The organism is Pseudoxanthomonas sp. J31 (genome assembly GCF_000510725.1).
GTDB lineage: Bacteria > Pseudomonadota > Gammaproteobacteria > Xanthomonadales > Xanthomonadaceae > Pseudoxanthomonas.
This window is the reverse complement of sequence record NZ_AZNZ01000009.1, coordinates 63,062-84,397: the sequence shown is the minus strand read 5'-3', so window position 1 is coordinate 84,397 and position 21,336 is coordinate 63,062. Positions and strand designations below refer to the sequence as shown.

20 protein-coding genes and 1 pseudogene are annotated in these 21,336 nt (G+C 70.8%); 11 read left to right on the top strand and 10 right to left on the bottom strand.

What is annotated here, in order from left to right:
* Window positions 1-92: 92 nt before the first annotated feature.
* The gene (gene pdhA, locus PSEJ31_RS0110915) at window positions 93-1,178 is read right to left on the bottom strand and encodes a pyruvate dehydrogenase (acetyl-transferring) E1 component subunit alpha (RefSeq protein WP_028915470.1); all 1,086 of its coding nucleotides are present in this window, start codon (window positions 1,176-1,178) and stop codon (window positions 93-95) included.
* A 223-nt stretch (window positions 1,179-1,401) separates the two neighbouring features.
* On the opposite strand from pdhA, the gene PSEJ31_RS0110910 reads away from it, so the two are divergent.
* The 3 genes from PSEJ31_RS0110910 (at window position 1,402) to PSEJ31_RS0110900 (ending at window position 4,616) form a co-directional block, all read left to right on the top strand.
* On the top strand, window positions 1,402-2,262 hold the full coding sequence (locus PSEJ31_RS0110910; RefSeq protein WP_028915469.1) for a tryptophan 2,3-dioxygenase family protein: 861 nt from the start codon (window positions 1,402-1,404) through the stop codon (window positions 2,260-2,262).
* A 232-nt stretch (window positions 2,263-2,494) separates the two neighbouring features.
* Entirely contained in the window at window positions 2,495-4,018 is a 1,524-nt protein-coding gene (locus PSEJ31_RS0110905; RefSeq protein WP_028915468.1) for an oligopeptide:H+ symporter, read from the top strand.
* Window position 4,019: 1 nt separating this feature from the next.
* A complete protein-coding gene (locus tag PSEJ31_RS0110900) occupies window positions 4,020-4,616 on the top strand; it encodes a hypothetical protein (protein ID WP_028915467.1) in 597 nt (198 codons plus the stop codon).
* 72 nt (window positions 4,617-4,688) lie between these two features.
* On the opposite strand, the gene PSEJ31_RS0110895 is transcribed toward PSEJ31_RS0110900, so the two are convergent.
* Window positions 4,689-5,201, bottom strand: coding sequence for a MarR family winged helix-turn-helix transcriptional regulator (locus PSEJ31_RS0110895; RefSeq protein ID WP_019398008.1), 513 nt, complete (start codon window positions 5,199-5,201; stop codon window positions 4,689-4,691).
* A gap of 95 nt (window positions 5,202-5,296) precedes the next feature.
* Here PSEJ31_RS0110895 and hppD point away from each other — a divergent pair, with 95 nt between their 5' ends.
* The 4 genes from hppD (at window position 5,297) to PSEJ31_RS0110875 (ending at window position 9,553) form a co-directional block, all read left to right on the top strand.
* Window positions 5,297-6,421 carry a 4-hydroxyphenylpyruvate dioxygenase gene (gene hppD / locus PSEJ31_RS0110890; protein ID WP_028915466.1) on the top strand — a complete coding sequence of 375 codons (1,125 nt, stop codon included), beginning with the start codon at window positions 5,297-5,299 and terminating at the stop codon, window positions 6,419-6,421.
* Between the two features lie 58 nt (window positions 6,422-6,479).
* Entirely contained in the window at window positions 6,480-7,784 is a 1,305-nt protein-coding gene (hmgA, locus tag PSEJ31_RS0110885) for a homogentisate 1,2-dioxygenase (protein ID WP_037035030.1), read from the top strand.
* 98 nt (window positions 7,785-7,882) lie between these two features.
* Entirely contained in the window at window positions 7,883-8,539 is a 657-nt protein-coding gene (locus PSEJ31_RS0110880) for a hypothetical protein (protein WP_028915465.1), read from the top strand.
* Window positions 8,540-8,605: 66 nt separating this feature from the next.
* Entirely contained in the window at window positions 8,606-9,553 is a 948-nt protein-coding gene (locus PSEJ31_RS0110875) for a sodium:calcium antiporter (RefSeq protein ID WP_028915464.1), read from the top strand.
* A gap of 7 nt (window positions 9,554-9,560) precedes the next feature.
* Here the strand turns inward: PSEJ31_RS0110875 and PSEJ31_RS0110870 are convergent, their stop codons facing one another.
* The 8 genes and pseudogenes from PSEJ31_RS0110870 to PSEJ31_RS0110835 all read right to left on the bottom strand — a co-directional run bounded on the left by PSEJ31_RS0110870 (window position 9,561) and on the right by PSEJ31_RS0110835 (window position 17,347).
* Window positions 9,561-9,920: a Na+/H+ antiporter subunit G gene (locus tag PSEJ31_RS0110870; protein WP_019398003.1), complete on the bottom strand. Its 360-nt coding sequence runs from the start codon at window positions 9,918-9,920 to the stop codon at window positions 9,561-9,563.
* On the bottom strand, window positions 9,917-10,159 hold the full coding sequence (locus tag PSEJ31_RS0110865) for a K+/H+ antiporter subunit F (RefSeq protein WP_232207892.1): 243 nt from the start codon (window positions 10,157-10,159) through the stop codon (window positions 9,917-9,919). Before PSEJ31_RS0110865 ends, PSEJ31_RS0110870 begins: the two co-directional genes overlap by 4 nt.
* A 38-nt stretch (window positions 10,160-10,197) precedes the next feature.
* Entirely contained in the window at window positions 10,198-10,710 is a 513-nt protein-coding gene (locus PSEJ31_RS0110860; RefSeq protein WP_028915463.1) for a Na+/H+ antiporter subunit E, read from the bottom strand.
* The gene (locus PSEJ31_RS0110855; RefSeq protein ID WP_028915462.1) at window positions 10,707-12,272 is read right to left on the bottom strand and encodes a monovalent cation/H+ antiporter subunit D; all 1,566 of its coding nucleotides are present in this window, start codon (window positions 12,270-12,272) and stop codon (window positions 10,707-10,709) included. Before PSEJ31_RS0110855 ends, PSEJ31_RS0110860 begins: the two co-directional genes overlap by 4 nt.
* Before the next feature lie 152 nt (window positions 12,273-12,424).
* Window positions 12,425-12,748: pseudogene (locus tag PSEJ31_RS0110850) on the bottom strand (Na+/H+ antiporter subunit C); the annotation flags it as partial.
* Complete coding sequence (locus tag PSEJ31_RS0110845) at window positions 12,748-15,591, bottom strand: monovalent cation/H+ antiporter subunit A (protein WP_028915461.1); 2,844 nt, start codon at window positions 15,589-15,591, stop codon at window positions 12,748-12,750. The pseudogene PSEJ31_RS0110850 and the gene PSEJ31_RS0110845, both read right to left, overlap by 1 nt.
* A gap of 85 nt (window positions 15,592-15,676) precedes the next feature.
* Entirely contained in the window at window positions 15,677-16,168 is a 492-nt protein-coding gene (locus PSEJ31_RS0110840) for an Mpo1-like protein (RefSeq protein ID WP_019397997.1), read from the bottom strand.
* A 225-nt stretch (window positions 16,169-16,393) separates the two neighbouring features.
* Window positions 16,394-17,347 carry a phosphoribosylaminoimidazolesuccinocarboxamide synthase gene (locus PSEJ31_RS0110835; RefSeq protein ID WP_019397996.1) on the bottom strand — a complete coding sequence of 318 codons (954 nt, stop codon included), beginning with the start codon at window positions 17,345-17,347 and terminating at the stop codon, window positions 16,394-16,396.
* A 149-nt stretch (window positions 17,348-17,496) separates the two neighbouring features.
* Between PSEJ31_RS0110835 and PSEJ31_RS0110830 the strand changes: the two genes are divergently transcribed.
* The 4 genes from PSEJ31_RS0110830 (at window position 17,497) to trpE (ending at window position 21,327) form a co-directional block, all read left to right on the top strand.
* Entirely contained in the window at window positions 17,497-17,835 is a 339-nt protein-coding gene (locus PSEJ31_RS0110830) for a DnaJ domain-containing protein (RefSeq protein WP_026010389.1), read from the top strand.
* A gap of 39 nt (window positions 17,836-17,874) precedes the next feature.
* Complete coding sequence (gene rpe, locus PSEJ31_RS0110825) at window positions 17,875-18,561, top strand: ribulose-phosphate 3-epimerase (RefSeq protein ID WP_028915460.1); 687 nt, start codon at window positions 17,875-17,877, stop codon at window positions 18,559-18,561.
* 177 nt (window positions 18,562-18,738) lie between these two features.
* Complete coding sequence (gene yegS / locus PSEJ31_RS0110820) at window positions 18,739-19,692, top strand: lipid kinase YegS (RefSeq protein ID WP_037035027.1); 954 nt, start codon at window positions 18,739-18,741, stop codon at window positions 19,690-19,692.
* Window positions 19,693-19,851: 159 nt separating this feature from the next.
* The gene (trpE, locus tag PSEJ31_RS0110815) at window positions 19,852-21,327 is read left to right on the top strand and encodes an anthranilate synthase component I (RefSeq protein ID WP_028915459.1); all 1,476 of its coding nucleotides are present in this window, start codon (window positions 19,852-19,854) and stop codon (window positions 21,325-21,327) included.
* The last annotated feature ends 9 nt before the right edge of the window (window positions 21,328-21,336 follow it).

Below are 21,336 nucleotides of genomic sequence, written 5' to 3'. Positions count from 1 at the left end.
CACGACTGGCGTGGACGGGCGCCGAATCGCCCACGCCGGCGGCGGCGTGGGCGCCGGCCAGGCTGTTGCTTTCGGCGCGCTGGCTGCGGATGTCATCCATGGCGCTGCTCCAGGGCAATGGCCGCGGCGCGCTGCGCGAGCAGGTCCGGCGGCGGATCGGCGTAGAGGTAGTCGAACATCGCTTCCACCGGCTGCGCGGTGGTGGCCAGGTAGGCGTCGACCTCGGCGTTGACCTGGCGCTCGCACTCGGCCTTCCACTCGGCCTCCTCGGCCTCGCTCCAGGCGCCCTGCGCGGTGAGCCAGGTGCGCAGGCGCGCGATCGGCTCGCGCTGCCAGGCGGCCTTGACCTCGGCGTCGTCGCGGTAGCGGCGCGCGTCGTCGGCGGTGGTGTGGTCGGACAGGCGGTAGGTGAGGAACTCGATCACCGAGCCGCCCTCGCCGGCGCGCGCGCGGTCCATGGCCTGGCGCATCGCGTCGAGCACGGCGACCAGGTCGTTGCCGTCGACCTGCAGCACGTGCAGGCCGCCGGCGATGCCCTTCTGCGCCAGGGTCTGGGCGCCGGTCTGGGCCTTGCGCGGCACCGAGATCGCCCAGCCGTTGTTGATCACCCCCAGCACCAGCGGCAGCTGGTAGGCGCCGGCGGAGTTGAGCGCGGCGTAGAAGTCGGTCTTGGAGGTGCCGCCGTCGCCGCAGGTGGCCACGGCCACGTGCGGCTGCCCGCGCAGCTTGAACGCCAGCGCGGCGCCGGCCGCGTGCAGGCACTGGGTGGAGATCGGCACGCAGATCGGGAAGTCGGCCACCGCGTCGCTGTCGCGCGGGAAGTCGCTGCCGCGCTCGTCGCCGCCCCAGTACATCAGGATGTCGCGCGGGCGCACGCCGCGCTCGAACATGGTGCCGATCTCGCGGTACGACGGCGCGAACACGTCGCCGCGGCGCATCGACGCGCCGATGCCGACATGGGTGGCCTCGTGGCCCAGGCTGGGCGCATAGGTGCCCAGCTTGCCGGTGCGCTGCAGGGCGATGGCCTTGCTGTCGAAGGCGCGCACGAACAGCATGCGCTTGAACAGCGGCAGCAGCACGGCGGGGTCGCGCAGGTCCTGCGGGAAGTCGCGGACCTGGCGCCCGTCGGCGTCGAGGTACTGCAGGTAATGGACTTCAAAGCTGGCGGCGAGTGTCATCGGGGGAGTCACCCTTGCGCGCGATTGCGGACAGGAAAGTTGCACATGGTACGGACTCGGTCGAGAAAACCCGCCGTGCAGCGCAACAACGCTTGCAGTACATGGACTTGGACGCGGTCGTCGAGTTCCCCTGAATGGTGACAGGCTCGGCCGCGTTATCCCTGCTGCGCTGCGGTACGCTTTGCCCCCTTGCGCGCACTCCCGCGCGCGCCAGCCGCGACCGATGACCCTGAACAAGAACCAGCGCCCGCTCGAACCTGGCATCCACACCGACCTGCAGGGCCGCATGACCTATGCGGGCTACCTGCAGCTGGACCGCCTGCTGTCCGCGCAGCGGCCGCTGTCCGAGCCGGCGCACCACGACGAGATGCTGTTCATCATCCAGCACCAGGTCTCGGAACTGTGGCTGAAGCTGCTGATGCACGAGCTGCAGGCCGCGCGCGCGTTCATGCAGCAGGACCAGGTGTGGCAGTGCCGCAAGGTGATGGCGCGCGGCAAGCAGGTGCTGCGCCAGCTGGTGGAGCAGTGGTCGGTGCTGGAGACGATGACGCCGTCGGAGTACATGGGCTTCCGCGACCTGCTGGGCCCGTCCTCCGGCTTCCAGTCGCTGCAGTACCGCGCGATCGAGTTCCTGCTGGGCAACAAGAACGCCGAGATGGTGAAGGTGTTCGCCCACGACCCGGAAGGCCAGGCGGCGCTGCGCGCCGAGCTGGAGCGGCCCAGCCTGTACGAGGAGTTCCTGCTGTACCTGGCGCGCTTCGGCCACGCGGTGCCGGGCGAGTACCTGCGCCCGGGACGCGACTGGACCCAGCCGCACGTCAGCGACCCGGCGCTGCGCCCGGTGTTCGAGCGCATCTACGAGGACACCGACCGCTACTGGCGCGAGTACTCGCTCAGCGAGGACCTGGTGGACCTGGAAACCCAGTTCCAGACCTGGCGCTTCCGCCACATGCGCACGGTCATGCGCATCATCGGCTTCAAGCGCGGCACCGGCGGCTCCAGTGGCGTGGGCTTCCTGCGCGAGGCGCTGGACCTGACCTTCTTCCCGGAGCTGTTCGAGGTCCGCACCAGCATCGGAACCTGAACGGTTCCGGTCCGCCCACCGGACCGCTGCGTGGGCTTCAGCGGCCGTCCAGCCGGTTTCGGCCAGGGCGGCCGTTTCCAATGCAACACCTTGAACAGGAAGGGATTTTTCTTGCGGCTCGGCGGGGTTTGACCGCGGTTGCGCATTGACGGGCAAGGCCCGGTCGGTGATTCTCGCCCGGTTCCGGCGCCCGTGCGCCGTGCAGTCCCGTCCGTTCTTTGCAAGGAAATCCATGAGCGCCGACCTCGTCGAGCCCAAGGTCGCGGCCCCGCCGCACACGCCGTCCCTGCCCCAGTTCCCCCAGACCCTGGGCCATCCGCGTCCCCTGTGGATGCTGTTCATGACCGAGTTCTGGGAGCGCTTCGCCTTCTACGGCATGCGCTGGGCACTGGCGCTGTACATCGTCGCCGAGTTCTACAAGGGCAACCCCGCCGGCGAGGCCCCGGCCAGCGAGCTGTATGGCGCCTACCTGGCCCTGGTGTACGCCGCGGCGATCTTCGGCGGCTATGTCGCCGACCGGCTGATCGGCTACCAGCGCTCGATCCTGGTCGGCGCGGCCTTCATGTCCGCCGGCCTGTTCATGATCATGGTGCCGAGCCAGCCGATGCTGAAGCTGGGCCTGGCCACGGTGATCGTCGGCAACGGCCTGTTCAAGCCGATCATCTCGACCCTGGTCGGCAAGCTCTACGCCCCCGAGGACCAGCGCCGCGACTCGGGCTTCACCATCTTCTACATGGGCATCAACCTCGGCGCCTTCATCGCGCCGATCCTGACCGGCTGGCTGGCCGAGCGCATGTTCGGCGGCAGCCCGGAACTGCCGGCGTACAAGGTGGTGTTCATCGCCTCGGGCATCGGCATGCTGTTCAGCCTGTTCTGGTTCTGGCTGGGCCGCGCCCAGCTCAAGGGCATCGGCGCCGCCCCGGCCGAAGCGCCCGGCCTCGGCCGCGTGGCCATGGTGGTTGCCGGCGCGGTGGTCGCGATCCCGGTGTTCTACTCGCTGCTGACCATCGACGCCGGCCTGCTCAACTGGATCCTGATCGCGCTGTTCATCGCCCCGGCGATCATGCTGCTGGTCGAGGGCATCCGCGAGGGCAAGGTGCAGCGCGACATGGTCATCGCGATGCTGATCATCTTCGGCTTCAACGTGCTGTTCTGGATGTTCTTCGAACAGGCCGGCAGCTCGTTCAACTTCCTGGCCCAGAACATCGTCAACCGCGACTTCGGCGGCTGGATCTTCCCGGTCGGCTGGTTCCAGTCGGTCAACTCGATCGCCATCATCACCCTGGCCCCGGTGCTGGCCTGGCTGTGGGTGGCGATGGGGCGCGCCAATCCGTCGATCCCGCGCAAGTTCGGCCTGGGCCTGATCTTCAACGGCCTGGCCTTCCTGCTGCTGATGTTCGCCCTGTCCAGCCTGGTCGATCCGGAAACCCTGAAGATCCCGTTCTGGACCCTGTTCATGGTCTACGTCATCCAGTCGGTGGGCGAGCTGTGCCTGTCGCCGATCGGCCTGTCGATGACCACCAAGCTGGCCCCGGCCAAGCTGACCGGCCTGGCCATGGGTGGCTGGTTCCTGTCGATCGCCATCGGCAACAACCTGTCGGGCATCTTCGCCTCCAGCGTCAGCGGTGAAGGCGGCATGACCACCGCCTCCGCGCTGGCCGGGTATACCTTTGGCTTCTGGGCGCTGCTGGGTGCCGGCGTGCTGCTGTTCCTGGTCGCGCCGCTGATCCAGAAGCTGATGCACGGAGTGAAGTGAGATGAACGGCGGCCGCGGCGCGTTGCTGGCTTCGGCCCTGGCCCTGTGCGGATGCGGGGTTGATTCCCGGCACCCGGCCGGGCCGCCACAGCCGGTCGACACCACGCCGCAGCAGGCGCCGGCGCCGGACGCCACCGAGCCGGTGGCCTCCGGCAACACCCCGGCGGCGGCGGACGTCGCCGCCCTGGCCGGGTTGCGGGCCGCGTTCGACCCGGCCCGCAACCCCGCCGACGACCTGGAAACCGCCCAGGTCGAGGCGCGCCGCGGCAACCGCCGCATCGTGCTGGAGTTCGGCGAGCCGGACTGCGCGCCCTGCGAGGCGCTGGCCGCCGGGATCGAAGGCGACGCGGCGCTGCGTTCGCGCCGCAATTCGGCGTTCGTGTGGGTGCGGGTGGACCGCCGCGCGCCGGGCAATGCCGGCTTTGTCGCGGCCTACCCGGAAGCGGCCGACGCGCCGGCGCCGTACCTGGTGGTACTGGACGCCGACGCACAGGTCCTGCATGCCGGCCCGGGCGCCGCGTTGCTGCGTGACGACGCCCGCGCCGACGTGGCGCGCATCCGGGAATTCCTCGAGACCTGGGCGCCCCCGGCGCCCTGATCCGGCCCCTGGCCGGCTCCTTCCCCGATTCCAGTCCCCTGCCGCCTGTTCCGCGTTCCCCCGCGGCGGCGTTCAGTGCCCTTCGCGCAGGGCGGTCAGGCCCGGGCCGGCGAGCTTGGTCAGCAGGCGGTCGAGCATCTGCCGTTCGTTCTCGTCCAGCGTGGCCACCAGGCGCGCCTCGGCTGCCAGCGCCATCGGCGCGATCTCGTCGTAGACCGTGTACCCCACCTCCGACAGCGACAGCACCGAGCGGCGGCGGTCGTCGCTGTGGATGTCGCGCTTGATCAGGCTGCGCTCGAGCAGGCGCGCGACCGCGCGGCTGACCGCGACCTTGTCCATCGCCGTGCGTTCGGCGACCTCGTTGGCCGACAGGTCGGGGAAGCGCCCGAGCACGGCCATCACGCGCCATTCGGTGATCGCCAGTCCGAAACGCTTCTGGTACATGTCGGCGATCGTCTGGCTGACCCGGTTGGACAGCACGCTGAGGCGGTAGGGCAGGAAACGCTCGAGTTCGAGCTGGGCGTGGCCGGATGCGTCCTTGGCGGGAACGGACCCGGTGGCGTCTTGGCTGGCAGTAGCAGTCATTGCGGCAGGGTACCTTGCATGTGGTTGCACACGTAACTATAAAGGGTCTAATCCCAGACCCCCGTTCCCCGGCGGGGAGCGATCAGGAAGCCATCATGAGCGTGCAACCGCAAGTCCTTTCGTCCGCCACCGGTCCCGCCGTGGGCATGTCGGTAACGACCTTCGAGAACCCGATGGGCATCGACGGCTTCGAATTCGTCGAGTTCGCCGCGCCCGCCGGCCAGGCCGGACATCTCCACGACTATTTCCGCAAGCTGGGCTTCGTGCGCGTGGCCCGCCACCGCACCCGCCCGATCACCACCTACCGCCAGGGCGACTGCACCTTCCTGGTGAACGAAGACCCGGATTCCTTCGCCGCGCGCTTCGCCGAGAAGCACGGCCCCAGCGCCTGCGGCTTCGCCATCCGGGTGAAGAAGCTGGCCGACTGGGTGCGCACCCAGGCACTGAAGAACGGCGCCGAGGCGTTCGCCGCCGAGGACGAGCTGAGCAAGGCGGTGGCCGCGCCGGTGATCAAGGGCATCGGCGACTGCATGCTGTACCTGGTCGACCGCTACGACGCCAAGGGCACGATCCACGACCCGGACTACGAGTACGAAGCCGGCGTGGAGCTGAAGCCGGCCGGCTTCGGCCTGACCTTCATCGACCACCTGACCCACAACCTCTACCCGGGCAACATGGCCAAGTGGGCGGACTACTACGAGCGGCTGTTCAACTTCCGCGAGATCCGCTACTTCGACATCAAGGGCGCCAAGACCGGCCTGTTCTCCAAGGCGATGACCGCGCCGGACGGCATGGTGCGCATCCCGCTCAACGAATCTGCCGACCCCAAGTCGCAGATCAACGAGTTCCTGGAGGCGTACCACGGCGAAGGCATCCAGCACATTGCCTGCTTCACCGAGGACATCTACGCCACGGTGGAGAAGATGCGCGAGGCCGGGATCGAGTTCCTCGACACCCCGGACACCTACTTCGAGGTGATCGACCAGCGCATCCCGGACCACGGCGAGGACGTGGAGCGGCTGCGCCGCAACCGCATCCTGATCGACGCCGATCCGGAGACCGGCAAGCGCAAGCTGCTGCAGATCTTCACCCAGAACGCGATCGGCCCGATCTTCTTCGAGATCATCCAGCGCAAGGGCAACGAGGGCTTCGGCGAGGGCAACTTCAAGGCCCTGTTCGAGAGCATCGAGCGCGACCAGATGCGCCGCGGGGTCCTCTGACAGCGTGACAGGGAAGCCCCTCCCCGGGACGGGGAGGGGCTCGCAAGGGCGAACGAGGATGAACGCTGTGACTGAACTGCAGTACATGACCGGCTTCGGCAACGAGTTCGCCAGCGAAGCCATTCCCGGGACCCTGCCGGAAGGGCAGAACTCGCCGCAGCGGGTGGCGCACGGGCTCTATGCCGAGCAGATCTCCGGCACCGCGTTCACCACGCCGCGCGCGCACAACCGGCGCAGCTGGCTGTACCGGATCCGCCCGGCGTCGATGCACGGCAGCTTCGCCCCGTTCGCGCAACCGCGCTTCCACAACGACTTCGGCAGCGGCCCGGTGACCCCGGAACAGCTGCGCTGGGACCCGCTGCCGCTGCCGGCGCAGCCCACCGACTTCATCGAAGGCCTGTACACCGTGGCCGGCAACGGCTCGCCGGCGGCGCAGGCGGGCGTGGGCGTGCACCTGTACGCCGCCGACCGCGACATGGCCGGGCGCTACTTCTACGACGCCGACGGCGAGCTGCTGCTGGTGCCGCAGCAGGGCCGGCTGCGCATCGCCACCGAGCTGGGCGTGGTCGAGGTCGAGCCGCAGCAGGTGGCACTGGTGCCGCGCGGCATCCGCTTCCGGGTGGAGCTGCCGGACGGCGCCTCGCGCGGCTACGTGCTGGAGAACTTCGGCGCCCCGCTGCGCCTGCCGGACCTGGGACCGATCGGTTCCAACGGCCTGGCCAGCCCGCGCGACTTCCAGGCGCCGGTGGCCGCGTACGAGGACCTCGAGGGCGATTTCGAGCTGGTGGCCAAGTTCCAGGGCCACCTGTGGCGCGCGCCGATCGACCACAGCCCGCTGGACGTGGTCGCCTGGCACGGCAACCACGTGCCGTGGCGCTACGACCTGCGCCGCTTCAACACCATCGGCTCGATCAGCTTCGACCACCCCGATCCGTCGATCTTCACCGTGCTGACCTCGCCCAGCGACACGCCCGGCACGGCCAACGTCGACTTCGTGATCTTCCCGCCGCGCTGGCTGGTGGCGCAGCACACCTTCCGCCCGCCCTGGTTCCACCGCAACGTGGCCAGCGAGTTCATGGGCCTGGTGCACGGCGCCTACGACGCCAAGGCGGAAGGGTTCGTGCCGGGCGGCTGTTCGCTGCACAACTGCATGAGCGGGCATGGTCCGGACGCGGCCACCTTCGAGAAGGCCTCGGCCGCCGACCTGTCGAAGCCGGACGTGATCACCGGAACCATGGCCTTCATGTTCGAGACCCGCGCCGTGCTGCGTCCGACCGCGCAGGCCATGGACGCGCCGCACCGCCAGCGCGAGTACCTGCAGTGCTGGGCCGGGCTGCGCAAGCATTTCCGCGCCCCGGCCTGAGCCGGGGCCCGGACCCGGGCCCGTCTACCGGCGCTTTCGCCCGGCCTTGACGGGCGCTGGCGCAGCCTCCGGCCATGCGGACGCGTCCCGGGGGAACCATGTCGTCGTCGACCAGGAAGATCGATGCCTGCCTGCTGATGCTGGCGCTGGCCCTGGCCTCGTGCACGCGTCCGCCGGACACGGCGGCGCAGGCGGAGGAGCCGGACTGGGAGCCGATGGCCCGGTCCGCGCAGGACGAGGGCCACGACGGTCCCGAGGGCGCCGACGTGCCGCCGGCCACCGTGCCGCATGCAGCCTCCGCGCTGGCGACGCTGGCCACAAGCTTCGAGGGCTTCGGCCCAGTGCGCTTTGGCGAGGGCGCCGAGTCCCTGCGCGAACTCTGGAAGGGCGGGCTGGAGGGCGATGCCGATCCGCAGGCCTGCTACTACCTGTTCCCGCGGCCACGCCCGCAGCACGGCCATGGCACGGCCTTCATGATCGAGCGCGGCCGCTTCGTGCGGGTGGACGTGGACCAGGCCGGCGCGGTGGCCCCCGGTGGTGGCCGCATCGGCATGGACGCGGAACAGATCCATGCCCTGTACCCGGGGCAGGTGGAGGAAACCCCGCACAAGTACGTCGAGGGCGGGCGCTACCTGCGGGTGGTGGCCGACGGCAGCCCGGCGGTGCTGGTGTTCGAGGTGGATGCCGACGGCCAGGTACGGTCCTGGCGCGTGGGCCTGCCACCGCAGGTGGACTACGTCGAGGGCTGCGGCTGAGCGTCGCCGCGCCCGGCGCGTGCAGGCCCGCGCGCATGGAACCGGCCCGATGCGGGGGGGACTGCGATGGTGGCGACACTGGGGGGATTCGCGCTGGGCCTGCTGCTGCTGGCGCTGGGCGGCGACTCTGCGGTCAAGGGCGTGTCCGGGCTGGGGCAACGACTGGGCCTGCGCCCGTTCGTGGCCGGGGTGCTGCTGCTGGCGTTCGCCACCTCGATCCCGGAACTGGCGGTCAACCTGCGTGCGGTCGCGATCGGGCAGGGCCACCTGGCGCTGGGCAATGCAGTCGGCAGTACCCTGGCCAACCTCGGCCTGACCCTGGGCCTGGCCGCGCTGGCGGCGCCGCTGCTGCTGCACGCGCGCCTGCTGCTGCCGCAGCTGGTGCTGCTGGTGGCGGCGGTGCTGGTGCTGGTGCTGCTGGGCCTGGACGGCTACGTCGGCCGCATCGACGGCCTGGTGCTGGTGGCCGCCTTCATCGTGGCGCTGGCCCATGTCCTGCGCCGCGCCGCCCGCGAGGCGCCGGAGGTGCAACAGGGCATCGCCGGCTACGCCGCCACCCGCACCGTGCCGTGGCTCAACCTGCTGCGCCTGGCCATCGCCATCCCGCTGCTGTGGTTCGGCGCGCGCTGGGTGGTGTCCGCCGGCCTGGACCTGGGCTGGGCCTGGGGCCTGACTCCGCTGCTGGCGGGCCTGCTGCCGGTGGCCATCGGCAGCACCTTGCCGGAGATCGCCGCGGCCATCGCCGCCGCGCGGCGCGGCCAGGGCGACATGGTCGCCGGGCATGTGTTTGGCTCCAGCCTGTGCAACCTGCTGCTGGTCGTCGGCGGCACCGCGGCGGTGCAGCCGCTGGCCCTGCCGGCCTCGTTCGTGCGCCTGGAGCTGCCGGCGCTGCTGGTCCTGGCCGCCCTGGCCTGGCCGATGCTGCGCGGCGACCGCCGGCTGTCGCGCGGCGAGGGCGGCGTCCTGGTGGCGGTGTTCGCTGCCTGGATCGTGCTGGAGCTGGCGCTGCTCTGAACCGCGCTCAGGCGTCCTCGCCGGGCCCGCGACCTTCGCCCACCGGTTCGCTGCCCGGTTGCGCCGGGCGTTCGGCCATATGCAGCGACAGCGCCGCCTTGGCCATCAGGTGCGCGCCGATCGGCGCGGTGATGAACAGGAACGCGGTGATCAGCAGTTCGCGCGGCTGCGGGTCGGTCTCGCCCAGCCAGTGGTAGCCGATCGAGGCGGCCAGCACGCAGCCCACGCCCAGGGTGCTGGCCTTGGTCGGCGCGTGCAGGCGCTTGAAGAATTCCGAGAACTTCACCAGGCCGATCGAGCCGACCAGGATGAAGAAGGCGCCGGCCGCCAGCAGGAGGACCAGCAGGATGGCGATGACCCAGCTCATTCGACGATGTCCCTGCGCAGCACGTACTTGCTCAGCACCACGGTGCTGACGAAGCCGAGCATGGCGATGATCAGCGCGGCCTCGAAGTAGATCGCGGTATTGAGGTGCATGCCCAGCAGGATCAGCTGGGCGATCGCGGCCACCGAGAGGGTGTCCAGGGCCAGGATGCGGTCGGGCACCGAGGGGCCGCGCAGCAGGCGGTACAGCGCCAGCAGCATGGCGAAGGCGGTCACGTGCATGGTGCCGACGATGGCCCAGCCGACCAGTGCCTGCGGGGTCACGGGAAGATCTCCATCAGCGGGGCCTCGTAGCGGGTCTTGATCTCATGGATCACGGCGTCCGCGTCCTTGAGGTTGAGCACGTGCACCAGCAGGTAGCGGCGGTCGTCCGACAGCGCGGCCGACACCGTGCCGGGGGTCAGGGTGATCATGCTGGTCAGCGCGGCGATGCCGTGGATGTTGCCGATGTCCAGCGGCACCCAGATGAAGCCGGGGGTGATCTCCTCCTCCGGCCCCAGCACCTGGCGGGCCACGGTGATGTTGGAGCGGACCACGTCCAGCGCCAGCACGCACAGCATCCGCGGGATGCCGCTGATCCGGCCGATGCGGGCGAACTCGCGGTCCAGGCGCGCGGCGAACGGCGGGATGGCCAGCGCCAGCAGCAGCCCCATCAGCGCATGGCCGACGCTGACTTCCGAGTTCATCAGCAGCCAGAACACGAACACCGTCACCGCCAGCGGCAGCGACGGGACGATGCGGCGCAGCAGCGGCTTGCGCTCCCGGGTGCTCACGGGATCCTCCCTTGCGGCAGCGTCGCCCGCACCTGTTCGACGTAGGCTTCCGGTGCCTGCAGCTGGGTGCCGGTGGCGCGGGTGTATTCCAGCATCGGCGATGCGCCCAGGACCATGGCCACGCCGTAGGCGAGGAGGAGGACCGTGGCGGCCGTCTCCAGCGGGCGGCTCGGCGCCTCGCGCATCTGCTCGCGCGGCACGTATCGGGCGACCTGTTCGGGCGAAGCGTCGGGCCACGGCTCCTGGCGCCAGAACAGGCGGGTGCCGGCGCGCGCCAGTCCCACCAGCATCATGAAGCTGCTGCCCAGCACCAGCAGCCACACCCAGAAGGTACGCGGGCCATCGGGTACCGCCTCCAGCATCACCAGCTTGCCGATGAAGCCCGACAGCGGCGGCAGGCCGGCCAGCGATACCGCGGCCACCAGGTACAGGGCGGCCGGCACGGTGGAGCCGGGCAGGGCGGCGACCACGTCCTTGCGGTCGCTGGCCGCGCCGCGGCGGCGGCGCACCAGGTCGGCCAGCAGGAACAGGGCCGCGCCGGCGAAGGTGCTGTGCACCAGGTAGTAGAGGCCGGCGCCCACCGTGCCGGCGGTGTCCAGGGCGAAGGCGATGAACAGGGTCGCCGCCGAGGACAGCACCAGGTAGGCGGCCAGCGAGCGCAGCCGGCGCGCGGCCAGTACGCCCAGTGCCGCCAGTACCAGGGTGATCGCGCCCAGCACCAGCATCGCCGGCCAGGCGAAACCGGCCAGCGGCCCGGCCAGGCCGAACACCAGGCTGCCGACGCGCAGCACCGCGTACAGGCCGACCTTGGTCATCACCGCGAACAGCGCCGCCACCGCCGCCGGCGCGTGGGTATAGGTCTCGGGCAGCCACAGGTACATCGGCAGCAGCGCTGCCTTGGCGCAGAACACCACCAGCAGCAGGCCGCCGGCGGCCTGGACCAGGGCGCGGTCCTGCGGCGCCACCTCGGCCACGCGCACCGCAAGCTCGGCCATGTTGAGGGTGCCGAGCAGGCCGTACACCAGGCCCAGGGCGATCAGGAACAGGGTCGAGGCGGCGATGTTGAAGGACACGTAGTGCAGGCCGGCGCGCATGCGCTCGCCGCGGCCGCCGCTGAGCATCAGGCCGTAGGAGGCGATCAGCAGGATCTCGAAGAACACGAACAGGTTGAACACGTCGCCGGTGAGGAAGGCGCCGTTGATGCCCATCATCTGGAACTGGAAGAAGGCATGGAAATGCGGCGCGCGGCGGTCCCAGCCGGCGCAGGCGTGCAGCAGGCAGCCGATGCCGAGCAGCGCCGCCACCAGCAGCATCAGTGCCGCCAGCCGGTCCACCATCAGGGCGATGCCCAGCCGCGCCGGCCAGTCGCCGACCAGGTATACGCCGACCTCGCCGCCGGCTGCACCCCGCACCAGCAGCACGGCGAGCACCAGCATCAGGCCCATCGAGGTCCAGGCCACGATCCGCTGCGGCGCCATGCCGAAGCGGCGGTGCTCGAACATCAGTGCCAGGGCGGCGGCCACCAGCGGCACCAGGATCGGCAGCAGCGGCAGGTGCGCGATCATGCGCGGCCCTCGCGGTCGGGCGAGGCCACCGCGCCCTGGGCGGGCACCGATTCATTGCCCGCCACCAGCTCGGCCGCGTGCGCGGCCAGGCGTGCCTCGTCGTGGCGCAACTGCTCGCGGCGCTGGAATTCCGCCTCGGCGCGGCTGCCGTCCACGTGGTCGCTGTGGTTGTCGGCGCGGCTGCGGATGGCCAGCACGATGATCACCGCGGTCATGGCGAAGGCGATCACGATCGCGGTCAGCACCAGGGCCTGGGGCAGGGGATCGGTGTAGTACGCCGGCTCGGCGGGCATGCCCTCGCGCAGCACCGGCGGCTTGTCCGTCACCAGGCGCCCGCTGGAGAAGATCAACAGGTTGGTGGCGTAGGACAGCAGGGTCAGCCCCAGGATCACGTCGAAGCTGCGCGCCCGCAGCAGCAGGTACACGCCCGCGGCGGTGAGGATGCCGATCGCGCTCGCCATCGCCAGTTCCATCAGCCCAGTTCTCCGGTACGGGTCGAACGCTGGCCCGGCTCGATCACGCCCAGCCGCGCCACGGTGGTGCGCGAGGGCCGGATGGTGCCGAGCATCGACAGGATCAGCATGGCGCCGCCGAACACCACCAGGTACACGCCGGTGTCGAAGCCCATGGCGCTGGCCAGTTCCAACGTGCCGACCAGCGGCAGCTCCAGCTCCAGGTGGCCGCTGGTGAGGAACGGCACGCCGAACGTCAGCGAGGCCGCACCGCTGACCGCGGCCACGATCAGGCCCACGCCGATGCAGCGGATGTAGTCGAAGCCGAAGCGCGACTCGACCGAGGCCGCGCCCTGGATCACGTACTGGATCAGCAGCGGCACCGCCAGCACCAGGCCGGCGATGAAGCCACCGCCGGGCGCGTTGTGGCCGCGAAGGAACAGGAACACCGACACCGTCAGGGTCAGCGGGAACAGCAGCTGGGCCAGGTCGGCCGGGACCGGCAGCTTCACCGGGCCGCCGGACATGACCTTTTCCGGTGCCATCCGCGCGCGCCGCAGCAGGGCGTGCACGATCAGCGCGGCCACGCCGAACACGGTGATCTCGCCGAAGGTATCGAAGCCGCGGAAGTCGACCAGGATCACGTTGACCACGTTGCGGCCGTAGGCCTCCGGCAGGGAGCGCGCCAGCATCTCCACGCTGGCCGCGTCGGGGCTCGGGTCGCGGGTCATCATCGCGTACGCCAGCAGCGCAATGCCGAGGCCGGCCGCGGCGGCGATGCCGATGTCCCGGTAGCGGCGCGCGGGGCGGCGTTCCGGCGGCGAGCGCGGCGGCAGGTAGTGCAGGCCCAGCAGCAGCAGGGCCAGGCTGACCATCTCCACCAGCAGCTGGGTCAGGGCCAGGTCCGGGGCGGACAGGAACACGAAGGCCATGCTGACCATCAGGCCGATGCCGCCGACCACCAGCAGGGCCAGCAGGCGCTGGCGGTACAGGCGGATGGTCCAGGCGGTGCAGGCCACCATCACGAACCACAGGAACCAGCCCAGCAGCGGCATCGACGACGGCGCGCGCAGCGCCGGCAGGTCGCCACCGCCCAGCGAATCCACGAACGGGGCGGCGCCGGCGAACAGGGCCGCCAGCACCAGCAGCAGCATGCTGCGCTGGACGCTGCCGTTGGCGATCCGGGTGGTGAAGCGGTTGGCCAGCGCGTACAGCGCTTCCATGTTCCAGCGGAACACGTTGCGGCCGAGCGAGCCGCGCACGATGGCGTGCAGGTCGAACAGGCGGCGCAGGCCGAAGTACAGGGCGATGCCGCCGACGATGCCGCACAGGCTCATCAGCAGCGGCACGTTGAGCCCGTGCCACACCGCCAGGCTGTAGTCGGGCATGTCCGCGCCGAGGATGGCGCCGGCGCCGGCATGCAGCACCGGGGCGATGGTCCAGGCCGGGAACACGCCCACCGCGATGCACAGCACCACCAGCACCTCGACCGGGATCTTCATCCAGCGCGGCGGCTCGTGCGGCTCGCGGTCCAGGTTGCGCGGACCCTTGCCGAAGAAGGTCTCGTAGACGAAGCGCAGGCTGTAGGCCACGCCGAAGATGCCGTACAGCAGGGCGGCGACGGCGATGGCCAGGCGCATGTAGGCGTGGCCGCGGATCTCCAGCGCCTCGGTGAAGAACATCTCCTTGGACAGGAAGCCGTTGAGCAGCGGGATGCCGGCCATCGCCAGCGAGGCGATCACCGCCAGCGCGCTGGTCATCGGCATCGCCTTCCTCAGGTTGCCCAGGCGGCGGATGTCGCGGGTGCCGGTCTCGTGGTCGATGATGCCGGCGGCCATGAACAGCGAGGCCTTGAAGGTGGCGTGGTTGAGGATGTGGAACACGCCGGCGACCACCGCCATCGGCGTGGACAGGCCGAACAGCAGGGTGATCAGGCCCAGGTGGGAAATGGTCGAGTAGGCCAGCAGGCCCTTGAGGTCGTGCTGGAAGATCGCGAACCAGGCACCCAGCAGCAGGGTCGCGGCTCCGATGCCGCTGACCACGTAGAAGAACAGGTCGCTGCCGGCAAGCGCCGGATGCAGCCGCGCCAGCAGGAACACGCCGGCCTTCACCATGGTCGCCGAGTGCAGGTAGGCCGACACCGGGGTGGGCGCGGCCATCGCGTGCGGCAGCCAGAAGTGCAGCGGGAACTGCGCGCTCTTGGTGAACACGCCGGCCAGGACCAGGCCCAGCGCCCAGGGGTAGAGCGCGCTGTTGCGGATCAGCTCGCCGGAAGCCAGCACCGCGTCCAGGTCGTAGCTGCCGACGATGCGGCCGATCAGCAGCACGCCGCCAAGCAGGGCCAGGCCGCCGCCGCCGGTGATGGCCAGGGCCATGCGCGCGCCTTCGCGCGCGTCCTGGCGGTGGGTCCAGAAGCCGATCAGCAGGAACGAGCTGATGCTGGTCAGTTCCCAGAACACCAGCAGCAGGAGCAGGTTGCCGGCCAGCACCACGCCCAGCATCGAGCCCATGAACAGCAGCAGGTAGCTGAAGAAGCGCACCGCGCTGTCGCGCGCGGAGAGGTAGTAGTGCGCGTACAGCACCACCAGCGCGCCGATCGCCAGTACCAGCCCGGCGAACATCCAGGCCAGCCCGTCCAGGCGCAGGTCGAAGTCCAGGCCGATGTGCGGGATCCAGGCGTGTTCGCCGCGGACGATCCAGCCCTGCAGCACCGAAGGAGTCAGCCAGCCCAGCACCGCCAGGCCCAGCAGCGGGGCCGCGCCGGCCACCCACGCGGCGGCGGCCCGCGAACGGTGGCGCAGCAGGGCCAGCAGCGCCGCTGCCAGGAAGGGCAGGGCGAGGAGGACTTCCAGGAACGGGATCATCCGTGCGGTCGTGGGGGCCGTCGTGGTGAACCCGGGAGTTTAGCAGCGGGCGGCGTGCTCTCCGCGTGCTGCGCCGCGGCAGCGCCTAGTAACGCCAGCCCAGCCGGCGGTAGCACTTGGCCATGACCCAGGCCGGGCCGATCAGCAGGTAGACCAGGTCGGTGAGGAAGCTGGGACGCCGGCCCTCGTAGTGGTGGCCGACGAACTGCGCGACCCAGGCGAACACGAATACCGCCGCGGCGGCGGCCAGCAGCACGCCCGGGCCCAGGCGCATCTCGATCAGCCGGCACACGCAACCGCAGAAGAAGAACAGCGCCAGCATGCCCAGGCCCAGCCGCCGCGACAGGCGGTTGTAGAAAGACCAGGCGGCGAACATCGCCAGCGCCGCCCAGATCCCGGTGCGGGTCCAGGTGCCGAACACCGGCACGCACCAGACCAGGGCGACCACCGACCACAGGATGGCCGGCACCGCGACCACGTGGATGCGCTGGTTGAGCGGGTGGCGGTGGTCGGCCGAGTAGCTGGCGAAGTAGCGGTCGATCGCCCGCGTCGGCCCGGAATGCGGGGCTTGGCTCATGGGCTCACCTGCGGTGGGCGTGGCTGGCCCGCGAGCATAGCCATTTATGTGCCGCGCCTCCCGCCGCGTCGCGACACCGCCGGTAGAGTCCGGCCCGGCGCCGCGGCGCTGCGTCCGGGCCGGCGGCGCCTGCATCCGTTGGCAGGCGGCCGCATGTACGCACCCGCCCCGGGCCCGGAAAGCACGAGGCCCGCGGTTGCGGGCCTCGCGGGCGCGGTGCTGGCTTCAGTCCACGCTGATGCCGGCCAGCTTCTGCAGCGCCTCGGCGTAGCGGGCGCGGGTGCGCTCGATCACCTCGGCCGGCAGCTTCGGGCCCGGCGGGGTCTTGTCCCAGTCCAGGGTCTCCAGGTGGTCGCGCACGATCTGCTTGTCGTAGCTGGGCGGGCTGATGCCGACCTGGTACTCGTCCGCCGGCCAGTAGCGCGAGGAATCCGGGGTCAGCATCTCGTCCATGATGTACAGCCGGCCGTCGGCGTCGGTGCCGAACTCGAACTTGGTGTCGGCCAGCAGGATGCCGCGCTCGGCCGCGTAGGCGGCGGCGAACTTGTAGATGCGCAGGGTGGCGTCGCGCACGCGCTCGGCCAGGTCGGCGCCGACCGCGCGCACCATGGCATCGAAGTCGATGTTCTCGTCGTGGTCGCCGACGGCGGCCTTGGTCGAGGGGGTGAAGATCGGCTCGGGCAGCTGCTCGGCCTGGCGCAGGCCCGGGGGCAGGGCGATGCCGCTGACTTTGCCGGTGCGCTGGTAGTCCTTCCAGCCGCTGCCGATCAGGTAGCCGCGGGCGATGGCCTCCACCGGCACCGGCTTGAGCTTGCGGGTCACCACCGCGCGCCGGGCGTACAGCGCCGGGTCCACGCCCTCGGGCAGGACCGCGGCCACGTCGATGCCGGTGAGGTGGTTGGGCATCAGGTGGGCGGTCTTGGCGAACCAGAAGTTGGAGATCTGGCAAAGCATCTCGCCCTTGCCCGGGATCGGGTCGGGCAGGACCACGTCGAACGCCGACAGGCGGTCGGTCGCCACCATCAGCAGGTAGCCGTCGGGCGAGACGGCGCCGGGACCGGCGGCAGCCAGGGCTGCGTCGGGAATGCGTTCGCGGGGCAGGTCGAACACGTCGCGCACCTTGCCGCGGTGGCGCAGCGGCAGGCCGGGGAGGTCGGACTGGAGCAGGGTCGTGGACAACGCAGTCTCCGGGCAGTGCTCAGGTTGACAGGGGCCGCCGCGAACGGTACCCGGCCGGCGGCGGGTCGCACAGTGTACGGCGAGCCGGGGCGGCTGTGCCGTACAATCGCATGCTCCCCAACGTGGACCCCTCCGGGGCGCGCCGCCGCATGAATCGCTGGTACGGAAAACTGCTGGGGCTGGTGGCCGGGGCCCTGCTGTTCCGGCCCAATCCGCTGTTCGGCGCGGTCATCGGCCTGCTGGTCGGCCATGCCTTCGATACCGACTGGTTTGCCCTTCGCCGGCACGGCAACCCCTACGCCGAGCTGGGGCTGGAGCCGGATGCCAGCGACGCCGAGGTCGACCAGGCCTACCGCCGGCTGATGTCCCAGTACCACCCCGACCGCGTTGCCGGGGCCGCGCCGGAGCTGCGCGCCCAGGCCGAGGAGCGCGCCCGCGCCATCAACGCCGCCTACGACCGCATCCGCGCCCTGCGCAAGCGCCGCTGAGCGCCCGGGGCCCCGTCCGCCTTCATCCGCGAGCCGACCATGCAGCCCACCGTCATCGCCCCGTCCATCCTCTCGGCCGATTTCGCCCGCCTGGGCGAGGAGGTCGACAACGTCCTGGCCGCCGGCGCCGACTGGGTGCACTTCGACGTGATGGACAACCATTACGTGCCCAACCTGACGATCGGTCCGATGGTCTGCCAGGCGCTGCGCAAGCACGGGGTGCAGGCCTTCATCGACGTGCACCTGATGGTCGAGCCGGTGGACCGCATCGTCCCGGACTTCGCCGCCGCCGGCGCCAACCTCATCAGCTTCCACCCCGAGGCCAGTCGCCACGTCCACCGCACCATCCAGCTGATCAGGTCGCACGGCTGCCAGGCCGGCCTGGTGCTCAACCCCGCCACCCCGGTGGAGGTGCTGGACTGGGTGCTGGAGGACCTGGACCTGGTGATGCTGATGTCGGTCAACCCGGGCTTCGGCGGCCAGGCCTTCATTCCCTCCAGCCTGGACAAGCTGCGCGCGGTGCGGGCGATGATCGACAAGACCGGCAAGCCGATCCGGCTGGAGATCGACGGCGGGGTCAAGGCCGACAACATCGGCCAGATCGCCGCCGCCGGCGCCGATACCTTCGTCGCCGGCTCGGCGATCTTCGCCGAGCCGCGTACCCGCGCGCACTACGCCGAGGTGATCGGGCGGATGAAGGCCGCGGTGGAGTCCGCGCGCGGCTGAGCCAGGCAGCCGGCCACGCCCTGCCGGCGCCGCCGGCCCGGTTGGGGGGCCATCCCCGCCTGGCCTCCTGCACGGCCGAGCGTGCCCTGCACGCATGACCGGGGCATGACGGCCGCGGCTTCACGCCCGGCGGCGCGCGGTGTTGCTAGCGTGCGCACCTCTCCCACGGGTGTCCGCATGCCTGCAGCCGATCCGCATCCCCCCGCGTTGTGGCTGGTCCTCAACGGCAAGGCCGCCGGCGAGGACGCCGTGCGCGAGGCCGTGGCCGCGCTGCGCGGGCAGGGGCACGCGGTTGCCGTGCGGGTGACCTGGGAGGACGGCGACGCCGCCCGCTACGTGGCCGAGGCGCTGGAGGCCGGCGCCGCCACCCTCGTCGCCGGCGGCGGCGACGGCACCCTCAGCGAGGTCGCCCAGGCCCTGGCCGAACAGGACGCCGGTGCCGATGCCCTGCCGGCGCTGGCGCTGCTGCCGCTGGGCACGGCCAACGACTTCGCCAGCGCAGCCGGCATCCCCGCTGAGGCCGATGCCGCGCTTGACCTGGCCCTGCAGGCACCGGCGGCGAACGTGGACCTGCTCCGGATCGAGGCCGATGGCCGCCGCCACTGGTGCGCCAACCTGGCCAGCGGCGGCTTCGGCACCGAGGTGACGGTGGAAACCGACGAGGGCCTCAAGAGCCTGCTCGGCGGACTGGCCTACCTGGTGACCGGGATCGCGAAGCTGGGCCGGATCGAACCGGTGGAAGTACGCGTGCGCGGCCCGCGGTTCGCCTGGGAGGGCGGGCTGATCGCGCTGGGGCTGGGCAATGGCCGCCAGGCCGGCGGCGGGCGCGAGCTGTGCCCGGAGGCGCGGATCGACGACGGCCTGCTGGAGCTGACCGTGATCCCCGAGCTGTCCGGCGAGCTGGCCTCCACCCTCGGCACCCTGGTCAGGGACGGCCAGCGTGCCGCGCTGGAACGGATCGCGGTGCGCACGCGCCTGCCCTGGGTGGAGCTGGAAGGGCTGGCCGGGCCGTTCACCCTCAACCTCGACGGCGAACCGCTGCAGGCGCGCCGCTTCCGCGTCGAATGCGTGCCCGGGCGCCTGCGCATGCGCCTGCCGCCCGGCAGCCCGTTGCTCTCGCAACCTTCCTGAGCCACGCGCAGGCGCTGCGCGCGCGCGCCGATGCGGGTAAAGTGGGCGGCATGTTCGGCCAGACGATCAGGCTCCACCGCTCCTCCGCGCGCCAGGCTTGGCGATGGCGGCCCCATGCCGTCGTTTGCCATGCCCCGTATTGCCGGAAGGAAGCCTGCCTTGATCACGTCCGAACAGTTCCAGCGCCACGCCGCTGAAGCCCGCTACACCCGCGTTCCCGTCGTCCGCGAGGTCCTGTCCGACCTCGATACCCCGCTTTCTGTCTACCTGAAGCTGGCCGACGCGCCGCATACCTATCTCTTCGAATCGGTCGAGGGCGGCGAACGCTTCGGCCGCTATTCGATCATCGGCCTGCCGGCGCGCCGCACCGTCAGCTTCCGCGGGCACGCCATGGAAGTGCGCGAGGACGGGAAGGTGGTGGACAGCCGCCAGGTCGAGGACCCGTTCGCCGAGGTCGAGGCCCTGCGCAACTCCTACTCGGTGCCGCAGCTGGAAGGCCTGCCCGGTTTCACCGGCGGCCTGGTCGGCTGGTTCGGTTTCGAATGCATCGGCTATATCGAGCCGCGCCTGGCTGGCAACACCGCGCGCGACGAGATCGGCACCCCGGACATCTACCTGATGCTGTCCGAGGAACTGGCGGTGTTCGACAACCTCAAGGGGCGCCTGTACCTGATCGTGCATGCCGATCCGCGCCAGCCCGGTTCCTGGGATGCCGCGCAGGAGCGGCTGGATGCGCTGGTGGCCAAGCTGCGCCAACCCGGCCAGTACCCGGCCCCGATCAGCCGCGACGTGCTGGACGAGAGCCACTTCGTCTCCGGCTTCACCCGCGAAGGCTTCATCGAGGCGGTGGAGAAGTCCAAGGAATACATCCGCGCCGGCGACGTGTTCCAGGTGGTGCTGAGCCAGCGCCTGAGCGTGCCGTTCAACGCCCGTCCGGTGGACGTGTACCGCGCCCTGCGCGCGCTCAACCCGTCGCCGTACATGTATTTCCTCGATACCGGCGAGGTGCAGGTGGTCGGCTCCTCGCCGGAGATCCTGGTGCGGTTGCAGGGCGGGCAGGTCACCGTGCGCCCGATCGCCGGTACCCGCCCGCGCGGGCGCACGCCGGAGGAGGACCTGGCCCTGGAACAGGAGCTGCTGGCCGATCCCAAGGAGCGCGCCGAGCACGTGATGCTGATCGACCTGGGCCGCAACGACGTCGGCCGGGTGTCGGAGCCGGGCAGCGTCGAGGTCGGCGAGCGCTTCGTGATCGAGCGCTACAGCCACGTCATGCACATCGTCAGCGAGGTCACTGGCCGGCTGCTGCCGGGCCTGAGCTACGCCGACGTGCTGCGCGCCACCTTCCCGGCCGGCACCGTCAGCGGCGCGCCCAAGATCCGCGCCCTGGAAGTGATCCGCGAGCTGGAGCCGATCAAGCGCAACGTCTACGCCGGCAGCATCGGCTACATCGGCTGGCACGGCGACGCCGACACCGCCATCGCCATCCGCACCGCCGTGATCAAGGACGGCCGCCTGCACGTGCAGGCCGGCGCGGGCATCGTCTACGACTCCGACCCGCAGAAGGAGTGGGACGAGACCATGAACAAGGGCCGCGCGCTGTTCCGCGCCGTGGCGCAGGCGGCGCAGGGACTCTGAGGAATCCAC